Consider the following 9712-nt stretch of genomic DNA (forward strand, 5'->3'; position numbering starts at 1 on the left):
TTCGGTGGTACTGTTTCTTACTATTATTATACGCTATTTCTCGTCAAAAATCAACCATTTGTTGTGACAGAGCCTTACTTTTATTTTCAACTATGGCCCCTACGCTATTTGGATTGGACTATTAGGAAGTACCTTAATTGCAGCTATCCTTTTCACGTGGCGCGTATGGTATATTCAAACCAAAAAGTTCAAAATAGTTGACAACCCAGATATATGATGTTAGAATACATAACAGTTTTTACTCATCGTTTAACTCAAACGATATAATTTCATAACTTGATGACTTTTGTCGCCGGATAAAAGATATAACATCAAATACTCTATCGTAGGCCATTGAAGGTAGAGTGTTTGATGTTTTTTTATTCAACTATATTCATATACTATGATAAGAAAGGAGTTATTCATGAATACAAATCTATCTTTATGGCATAAAACAATAAATTTCATACAGTTAACAGTCCCTATTATTATCACGCAATTTGCCTTAACAGGTGGGTCCTTTTTCTCAGTCGTCATGACGGGGCAATATAGCACAACCGATGTAGCTGGTATTTCAGTAGGTTTTAATATTTGGATTGCTTGCTACTATGGCGTCCTCGGGATTCTACTTGGTATTGCTCCCATTATGGCGCAACTATTAGGTGCTAATAAACAAGAAAATATTCCTACCGTTATTATCCATGGCCTATGGCTCGCTATTATTTTTAGCGCACTCTTAATCATTAGTGGCCTTTTATTCTTAAAACCACTACTACAATATTTAGCTTTAGAGCCGGCTGCTTATGAAGTATGTATGCAATATATGAAAGCTATGGCCTTCGCCCTACCACCGCTCATCTTAACTTGTACGCTTCGTAATACAATAGACTGTCATGGCCATACCCGCTATTCTATGATAATTATGAGCCTCGGTTTACTCATTCACATAACTTTAAATTATGCTCTAATTTTAGGTAATTTTGGCTTCCCTGCTTTAGGTGGTCTAGGTGCTGGTATCGCCACAGCCATTGCCTATTGGTTTAATTGTCTAACCTATTTAGGGGTACTCCTTTATAAGCAACCCTTTGCGAAATACCAACTTATCAAACAAAGCTGGGCCCTTCAATGGACGCCCTTACGGGAACAATTACGAATTGGCCTCCCTATAGGTGTAGCGGTATTCTGTGAAAGTAGTATTTTTAGTTTAGCTGGTCTCGCTATCACCTATTATGGCACACAAGTCATTGCCGCTCATCAGGCTGCTATTAGCTTTGTTAATCTGTTCTATGGCATTCCCCTCAGTATCAGCATGGCTAGTACTATTGTCGTAGGCTATCAAGTAGGAGCTAAACAATATAAAGAAGCGACCACCATGTCCTATATAGCACGAGGTTCAGCCCTTGCTATTGCAGCGTTTATGAGTATTATTATCTTTACTAATTTACGGCTTTTTGCAAGTTTCTATACTAATGAGCCAGCTATGGTGGATATTATTGCTTCTTTCATGAGTTATGCAGCCTTCTTTATTATTATTGATGCATTTGGAACGCCTGTACAAGGTATTTTACGGGCCTATAAAGATGTGGCGATTATCTCTAAAATAGCTATAGCCACTTACTGGGGCGCTTGTATTCCTATTGCCTTAGGGTTTATCTATTTCACCAATTTAGGCCCCTATAGCGTATGGCTTGGCCTACTAGGAGGCGTTGGCTTAGCAGGAATATTATATATTTGGCGAGTTATGTATTTACAAACAAAACGTTTTATATAAGCTACAAACAATTTATATAAATTACAATCGCTTTAAATGAAATACAAACTATTTATATAAAATACTAAACCAATACAACCAAAAAGCTCCACAATTAGGTTTTATACCTTAATTGTGGAGCTTCTTTGTTTCAAAACGTTTTTATTATTTAGTGTTACTTAAATATTTTTCAACTAATGCCCCTGCTACAGCAATGCCATTAATCATATCATCTTCCTCAATATCAAATCTTGGATTATGATGAGGTGCTTTAATATCAGAGCCTAAAATCATGTATGTTGCTTTGCCACCATTGGCAATTACACGCTCTAAGAAGTAAGCACAATCTTCACTACCACCGCCTGTATTAGTAAGTGGCACATCACGGAATAAGCCCATATCTTTAGCTAAGACCTGAACTTCTTTAGCTAATTCCTCGGAATTGATACAAGCTGGGGCACTGCCCATTTCTTTTATATCCACTTCACTATCGTACATAGCAGCTGCGCCCTGTAACACTTCATATGCACGCTTACAAATATATTCGTTAATTTCCCCTGTTTCACCACGAGTTTCAATCTGTAAATACGCTCTATCTGGAATTACGTTACGGCCCGTGCCTGCATTTAACACACCTACGTTAATGCAAGAGTTCCCTTTGGAGTGACGAGAAATTGCCTGTAAATTTAATGCAGCTGTACAAGCCGCTAACAAGGCATTCTTCCCTAACTCTGGGGAAGCGCCTGCATGAGATGAATAGCCTTTAAACTCTACATCTAATTTTGTCGTCGCCAAGAAACCATAATTCATACAAGCTAAGCAATTAGCAATCGCTTTATTAATGCCAATATGCATGCCGAAGAAAATATCTACATCGTCTACAACCCCAGCATCACGCATGGCTTTCGCACCGCGAACGCCTTCCTCAGCAGGTTGTAAAATCAACTTAAACGTACCATGCAACTCGTCTTTATGGCTCATAATATATTCTGCTAAGCCTAATGCCATTGTTAAATGTGCGTCATGACCACAAGCATGCATAGCTTTGTCATGTTTTGACGAAAAACCTTCTTTAGCTGGTAAATGATCTTCTGTTTGCGCTTCTACAACATCATTGGAATCAATATCAGCGCGAAATGCCACTACAGGTCCTTGATCATCAATGTGCAAGGTAGCTACTAAGCCAGTAAAACCATAACCCATAGCCTCTACCCATTTAGGATTAGCACCCTCTGCAATAGCACGCTCCATAGCGGCCTTCATAACTTCATCACTAGGAACGCCCATACGGGTTTCTGCATTAATAACGTCTTTCCCTACTTTTAATTCATAACCCAATTCTGTCAAGCGATCGGCCGCAATAGCCGCGGTGCGGTATTCTAACCAGCCTGGCTCTGGATGCTGATGCAAATCACGGCGCATAGCTACAAAACGATCTCGGTTGTCATTCGCAAAGGCAATACTCTTATAGGTACTCATATAGGCAACTCCTCTCAAACTCTCAAAACGAATACTGTGAGAAATCAATCAATTATACATATAATGATTTCTTCAAACTGTGTAAAATTCAACTACGTTTTTATCATACCACAAATTATCCCTTTCTTGTAAGAGCATTATAAAAAGCGTGCTCGAAAGCACGCTTTTTAAGTCTGTAATTGCAAAATTAGCATATACAGAGATATTTAATTAATAATGCAAGTCATCTGGACCAATACGATGACGGAATGTCCAATATGTCCATCCTTGGTAAATTAATACGATTGGCACGAAGATAAGTGCTACAATTGTCATTAATGTCAAAGTATATTCAGAAGAAGATGCATTTTTAATAGTCAAGCTCCAAGCTGGGTTCAAGCTGGAAACCATAATACGTGGGAATAAACCAGCAAAGTATGCAGCTGTTACGGAGATGATGCTTAAGCAGCTAAATGTAAAACCAACACCTGGACGACGTACACGAGTGAAGCCCCAGGAAATAAGGAAGAACACGATGCAAAGAGCAAATGCTACTGTAGCAATCATACTATTAAATAAATCAGTGTAGTAATAAGTAGCCCCTACTAATACAAGAGCACCTACCGCTGTAATAACACCTTCTACTAAAGCAGTAGCACGAGCGCGTTCTGCGATTGGACCAATTGTTTTAATAGCTGTATACAAAGCACCATGGTATACGAATACCAAGATGAATGCTAAACCACAAAGAATTGTGTATGGGCTAAGTAAATCAAAGAAGCCTCCTACGAAATTCATCTGACCATCAATTGGTGTACCTTGAATTAAGTTACCTACTGTAACGCCCCAAAGAAGAGCTGGAATTAAGGAACCAAAGAAAATGCAATAGTCAAATGTTTTACGCCATGCTAAGGATTTATCTTTACTACGGAATTCAAATGCAACACCACGAGCGATTAAAGCAGCCAACATTAAGAATAAAGCTAAATAAAAACCACTAAATAAAGTTGCATATACATGTGGGAAGGATGCAAAGGTAGCACCACCAGCGGTAATCATCCAAACTTGGTTGCCATCCCATACAGGACCAACTGTGTTAATCATCTGACGACGTTCCACATCATTTTTACCTAAGAATGGAAGCAAGATACCAACGCCATAGTCAAAGCCTTCCAGTGTGAAGAATCCTGCGAATAATACACATACGAGGATGAACCACACTACGTCTAAATTTTGTAAAATTATTTCCATAATGCTGCCTCCTCTCTAATATCTTGAGATGGATTGCCTTCTGGACCTTTCTTAATATGTTTCACTGCCAAGTATAAAGCAGCAATAGCCGCTAAAATATATACAGCGGAGAAACCAATAATTGTTGTCCAAATTTCACCAGCAGTTACAGTGCTAGATACACCATCTGCTGTTTTTTGTAAGCCATAAACGAGCCATGGTTGACGCCCCATTTCAGCTACATACCAACCAGTTGCATTAGCAATGTATGCAAATGGCAACATCCAGAATACAGCATTAAGCATTGCACGGGATGTTTCAAGTTTACCAGCACGGTTCATAGCAAATGCTACGATAGCTACTAAGAACATTAATACGCCAGAGAATACCATAGCACGGAAGGACCAGTACATGGAGGTTACATGCGGTACATAATCGCCAGGGCCATATTTTTCTTCATCAGCTTTCTGAAGCTCTTTCATACCTTGCATTTCACCATTGAAATCATCAGTTGCCACGAAGCTCAATAAACCTGGAATTTCAACGAAACTATTAGTAGTCTGATTTTTTTCATCAATAGTAGCAAATAAGCTAAATGGAGCACCTTTAGTTGTATCCCAAAGACCTTCTACAGATGCAATTTTCATTGGCTGAACTTTAGTTACATACTGACCATGTAAGTGACCAGCACCCATTACTAACACGCCACCAATGATAGTAAATACTAAGCCCCATTTAATAGAGCGTTTGTAGAAATCGACAGCGTTATTGCGAAGTAAGTGCCATGCACTAACAGCCGCGATAATAACACCGGCAGTCATTAAGCCATCAAAGAAAATGTGAGCAAATTGTCCTGGTACGTACCCATTTGATAAGATAACTCCAAAATTTTCCATTTCGGCACGACCATTACGAATTACATACCCTACTGGATGTTGCATGAAAGAACTTGCCACCAAAATCCAGAAAGCTGATAAGTTGGTACCAATAGCTACTAACACAGCTACTGCAGCGTGTGCTTTAGCAGACAATTTATCCCAACCAAAAATCCAAGCACCCATAAATGTGGATTCAAGGAAGAATGCGGTCAACGCTTCAAGTGCTAAAGGAGCACCAAAGATATCCCCCATAAAACGAGAATATTCAGCCCAGTTCATACCGAAGTGGAACTCCTGTACGATACCAGTTACGACACCCATGGCAAAATTGATTAAAAATAATTTCCCCCAGAACTTTGCCATTTTTTTGTACACTTCATTGTTAGTGTTTACGTAGGTAATTTCTAAAATTGCTACGACTACTGTCATCCCCAGTGTCACAGGAACGAACAGCCAGTGATAGATCGATGTCAAGGCAAATTGCCATCGAGCTAACAGTAATGCTTCCATCATACTTAAAACCTCCTCACTTATTAATCGCGCGCTTGCGCCTTAGATGGACATCCTCTTTGCAAATGAATTTCACGTTCTCGCTTAGCCAATGATTCAAAATCAACAGCCTTCAAGTCCTTGATCAAATCTGCTTGGATTTGACCAAATCGTTCCTGAACAGAACAACTACCGTGACAACCACGGGAACATGTTTCATTATCGTATAAGCAACGCTGTAAATAAGTTGCTCCTTCCACAGCTTCAATTACATCCAATAAGGTAATATCTTTTGGCTTGCGTGCCAATGCAAAGCCACCATCTACACCTCGGAAGGATTGCATGATGTTTCCCGATATAAGATTTCTCATAATTTTTAATAGAAATCGATCAGGAATTTTCTGTGCTTTTGCCAACTCACCACCGGTAATTTTTGTCCCATTCGGCAGGAGTGACATATGCAATACCATACGGAATGCATAATCAGTTGCTTGGTTAAGTTTCATAACTGCCCCCTAATACCTAATACAAACTAATTCGAAATAATTCGATTTTGCAATTATTACAATGAACATTACAAACTTAGTATACTTTGCAGTCATAAAAAAATGCTCGTAATATGAGCATTTTTCTGTTCATCTCCATTATAGTCAATACTCTCGCGAATTGCAATAAGATATTACCAATTTTGCTAGAGATTGTTATATCAAATACGCACTGTAATTCCTAGTATTACAGTATATTTTAAACTACCTATAAGTTATATTGATGATATTTCTCAATTATTTAATTTTCAATTTACTTCATCATAATAAAACTAAGGTTTACTATGGGAAGTAATTATAACATCCAGCGAATACTATCAATAATTAGATACGCAATGCCTGACATAATAGCACTTAATGGAATCGTTACAAACCAAGCTAACACCATAGAGCGTGCTACACCCCAGTTAACAGCTTTAACACGTTTCGCTGTCCCTACCCCCATAATAGAACCACTTACTACATGAGTTGTAGATACAGGTAAGTGTAAAAATGTAGCTGTAAAAATAGTGATGGCTGAATTTAAATCAGCAGCAAAACCATTAATAGTTTCTAACTTAAATATTTTAGTCCCCATTGTACTAATAATACGCCAACCACCAGCAGCTGTACCTAATGCCATAGCAGCCGCACAGGCAACTTTTACCCAAGTTGGTACATCTAAGGTATCAATGTAACCACCACTAAGTAAGGTTAATGTAATAATACCCATAGCTTTTTGAGCATCATTAGAGCCATGAGAAAAAGCCATCAAAGTAGCTGATAATAATTGCATATTACGGAATCGGTCATTTAATGTAATTGGTGAAAATCGACCAAATAATACTAACAATAAGTTCATAATTAAATAACCTAATACCATGGCAATAATTGGTGACAACACAAGGGATAAGAAAATCCGGCCTATACCAGTAAAGTTTAGTGCTTCATAGCCTACAGATACCATAACGGCGCCGATTACGCCACCAATTAATGCATGCGATGAAGAACTAGGAATACCATACCACCAAGTCACTAAATTCCAAATAATAGCGCCTAACAAGGCTGCACTAATGACTTCTGCATTAATAAGACTTGCTGAAGTAACTAAGTCGCCACCAATTGTTTTTGCTACCCCAGTACTAACCAAAGCACCAATAAAGTTAAGCACCGCAGTCATCATAACTGCTTTTTTAGGATCTATAGCACGAGTAGATACAGAGGTTGCAATTGCATTCGCTGTATCATGAAAACCATTAATATAATCAAAAGCTAAGGCTAAAAACACCACTAGCCACACAAACCAATGATCAAGCATACTTCAAAACAACCCGGCGGAACGTACCAACCAAATCCTCACATCCATCGATAACGTCTTCCATGGAGTTAAGAATTTCCTTCCATTTGATGATTTCAATAGGATCCTTGCAATCTCTAAATAATACTGCCATTTCTTCATGATATACAGCGTCGGCTTCTTCTTCTAAACGAAGAACTTCTAATACACGGCCTTCTACTTTCACATGATTTTTCTTTAAACTATTCATATATGAAATAGACTTAGTAATGTGTTTTAAGCATTTCTGTACAATTTCAATTAAGCGAATAGCCCCTTTAGTAGGCTGTCCTACATTGTACATACACATTTTATCCATAATGTCTTTCATACTATCAATGGTCGAATCTAATTGTTCAATTAATAATTGAATATCTTCACGATCCATAGGAGTAATGAAGGTAGAACGCAAACGTTCAACAGTCTGATTCACTAACTCATCTGCTTCTTTTTCTTTCTGATCGATTACTCGTAGTGCTTCTTCTTTTTCAATCTCGCCTTTAAACGCTTGTTCCATAAGGATGGATGCGTCATGACATAGTTCAACATGATTGTTCAAGATATTGAAAAATTTTTCTTCCTTGCTTTTTAAATTAAAAGCCATAATATCCTCCATAACTCGTGATGGCTTCGTTAATAATTTAACGAATTACTATAAACGCACGTTCTAATTATAGCACATCAAATACCTATTTTCTATTGTTCATTGTATGCAAAAACCATATTCTTATACGGGTCTAATATATATATTATGTTAAATTAATATACATAATTTAGCATGTTTTAAACACTACTATTTATTAATTTCATACACTAAATGGCGTATTTCAGGAAGTACCAAGCGATTAATACCTAAGGTAACAGCGCCTACTGAACCAGGTAAAGAGAAAAGCAAAACATTGTCACAAACACCTGCCATAGCACGCGAAGCAATCGCTCGTGTCCCAATATCTTCAGTATAGCTTAAATATCTAAATAATTCGCCAAATCCCGGAATTTCTTTTTGGCATAAAGAAGCTACTACCTCTATAGACACATCCCGTTTAGCAATGCCTGTACCACCAGTTAAGATAATGCCATCTAAACTTTCAATCGCAATCCATCGCTGTAGAACCTCTGTTATTTTTATAAAGTCATCGGCTACAATAGTCCGAACCTTTACAATGTGCCCTCCTTCCTCTACCAATGAAACTACTGTATCGCCACCTTTATCCGTTTCTGGCGTCCGTGTATCCGATACAGTCAGAACGCCTAAAACTAAAGGGCGTTCAAGCACTTCTTTCAATGACATGCATCTTACCTCCCATAAGAATATATTTTACAATTCTTTGATAATTTACAAAGTCTTTACTATCAGTATACCACGAATACAGGAAGATAGTTAATAATATTAGACTTATGAATTGTAAAATTTTTGTAAGGTCAATAGAAAGGAGGTGGGAAGGATAGGAATTTATATACAAAAAAAGACACCATTCGGTGTGTCGCACTTAATAACTTTTAAATACGTCCATTCGGATGCTGTGGATTCTAAAACACTATATCCTTTCCTATCTGTTCGACAGCTGTGAATTCTTCTTCGAAGAATTTTACGCTGCGAACTAAAAGATTCACACCCATTTGTGCGTCGTTAGTACTCCTTCAAATGGGGTTCTCTATTTATTCCAGATCGCTTCTATTATGTCACTACCTATTGAGATACTTCTACTAACATCCCTTCTTGGAAGCGCCCAGACAGATTGTTACTCATTAGAGTAACAAAAATAAGAGGCCGTGTCTTTCGACACGACCTCCTATTTTCATTAATCAGCGACTACCTATCATGCTACGCTTCGTTTCACTCGCTTCGCAAGAAAGTGATGCAATACAATTTGTGCGTCGCTCTGCTCCTTCAAACTGTTTGCCCTACTTTTCCCAGCTTCTGGTCGGATAGGAAGCCATACAAAAAAAGACACCAACCTAAGTTGATGTCTTTAGTCAATCAGCAGCTTCCTATCCTCCCAGGCCGCTTCCAGCCAAGTACTTTCGGCGTTTACGAGCTTAACTACTGTGTTCGAGATGGGAACAG

8 protein-coding genes and 1 rRNA gene are annotated in these 9712 nt (G+C 38.2%); 1 reads left to right on the forward strand and 8 read right to left on the reverse strand.

Going from position 1 to position 9712, the window contains the following annotated elements; translation table 11 throughout:
* Nucleotides 1-403: 403 nt before the first annotated feature.
* On the forward strand, nucleotides 404-1750 hold the full coding sequence (locus tag NFR27_RS09945; RefSeq protein ID WP_251441351.1) for an MATE family efflux transporter: 1347 nt from the start codon (nucleotides 404-406) through the stop codon (nucleotides 1748-1750).
* 144 nt (nucleotides 1751-1894) lie between these two features.
* Here NFR27_RS09945 and NFR27_RS09950 read toward each other — a convergent pair whose 3' ends face one another.
* The 8 genes from NFR27_RS09950 to rrf all read right to left on the reverse strand — a co-directional run.
* Entirely contained in the window at nucleotides 1895-3208 is a 1314-nt protein-coding gene (locus tag NFR27_RS09950; protein ID WP_251441353.1) for an amidohydrolase, read from the reverse strand.
* Nucleotides 3209-3418: 210 nt separating this feature from the next.
* On the reverse strand, nucleotides 3419-4438 hold the full coding sequence (cydB, locus tag NFR27_RS09955; RefSeq protein ID WP_251441355.1) for a cytochrome d ubiquinol oxidase subunit II: 1020 nt from the start codon (nucleotides 4436-4438) through the stop codon (nucleotides 3419-3421).
* Nucleotides 4429-5808: a cytochrome ubiquinol oxidase subunit I gene (locus tag NFR27_RS09960; protein WP_251441356.1), complete on the reverse strand. Its 1380-nt coding sequence runs from the start codon at nucleotides 5806-5808 to the stop codon at nucleotides 4429-4431. The genes cydB and NFR27_RS09960 overlap by 10 nt, the downstream gene beginning before the upstream one ends.
* A gap of 20 nt (nucleotides 5809-5828) precedes the next feature.
* Entirely contained in the window at nucleotides 5829-6290 is a 462-nt protein-coding gene (locus tag NFR27_RS09965; protein ID WP_251441358.1) for an RrF2 family transcriptional regulator, read from the reverse strand.
* A gap of 334 nt (nucleotides 6291-6624) precedes the next feature.
* On the reverse strand, nucleotides 6625-7626 hold the full coding sequence (locus NFR27_RS09970; RefSeq protein WP_251441359.1) for an inorganic phosphate transporter: 1002 nt from the start codon (nucleotides 7624-7626) through the stop codon (nucleotides 6625-6627).
* Nucleotides 7619-8248: a DUF47 domain-containing protein gene (locus NFR27_RS09975; RefSeq protein ID WP_251455327.1), complete on the reverse strand. Its 630-nt coding sequence runs from the start codon at nucleotides 8246-8248 to the stop codon at nucleotides 7619-7621. Before NFR27_RS09975 ends, NFR27_RS09970 begins: the two co-directional genes overlap by 8 nt.
* 189 nt (nucleotides 8249-8437) lie before the next feature.
* Entirely contained in the window at nucleotides 8438-8935 is a 498-nt protein-coding gene (locus tag NFR27_RS09980) for a MogA/MoaB family molybdenum cofactor biosynthesis protein (RefSeq protein ID WP_251441361.1), read from the reverse strand.
* A 688-nt stretch (nucleotides 8936-9623) separates the two neighbouring features.
* Nucleotides 9624-9712 (reverse strand): 5S ribosomal RNA (gene rrf / locus NFR27_RS09985); the annotation flags it as partial.

The organism is Veillonella intestinalis (assembly GCF_943192895.1).
GTDB lineage: Bacteria > Bacillota > Negativicutes > Veillonellales > Veillonellaceae > Veillonella_A > Veillonella_A intestinalis.

Excerpts from the sequence above, each read along its gene's own strand:
- NFR27_RS09980 (WP_251441361.1), bottom strand. The coding sequence starts at position 8,935 with ATGTCATTGAAAGAAGTGCTTGAACGCCCTTTAGTTTTAGGCGTTCTG.
- NFR27_RS09945 (WP_251441351.1), top strand. The coding sequence starts at position 404 with ATGAATACAAATCTATCTTTATGGCATAAAACAATAAATTTCATACAG.
- NFR27_RS09960 (WP_251441356.1), bottom strand. The coding sequence starts at position 5,808 with ATGATGGAAGCATTACTGTTAGCTCGATGGCAATTTGCCTTGACATCG.
- NFR27_RS09965 (WP_251441358.1), bottom strand. The coding sequence starts at position 6,290 with ATGAAACTTAACCAAGCAACTGATTATGCATTCCGTATGGTATTGCAT.
- cydB (WP_251441355.1), bottom strand. The coding sequence starts at position 4,438 with ATGGAAATAATTTTACAAAATTTAGACGTAGTGTGGTTCATCCTCGTA.
- NFR27_RS09950 (WP_251441353.1), bottom strand. The coding sequence starts at position 3,208 with ATGAGTACCTATAAGAGTATTGCCTTTGCGAATGACAACCGAGATCGT.
- NFR27_RS09975 (WP_251455327.1), bottom strand. The coding sequence starts at position 8,248 with ATGGCTTTTAATTTAAAAAGCAAGGAAGAAAAATTTTTCAATATCTTG.
- NFR27_RS09970 (WP_251441359.1), bottom strand. The coding sequence starts at position 7,626 with ATGCTTGATCATTGGTTTGTGTGGCTAGTGGTGTTTTTAGCCTTAGCT.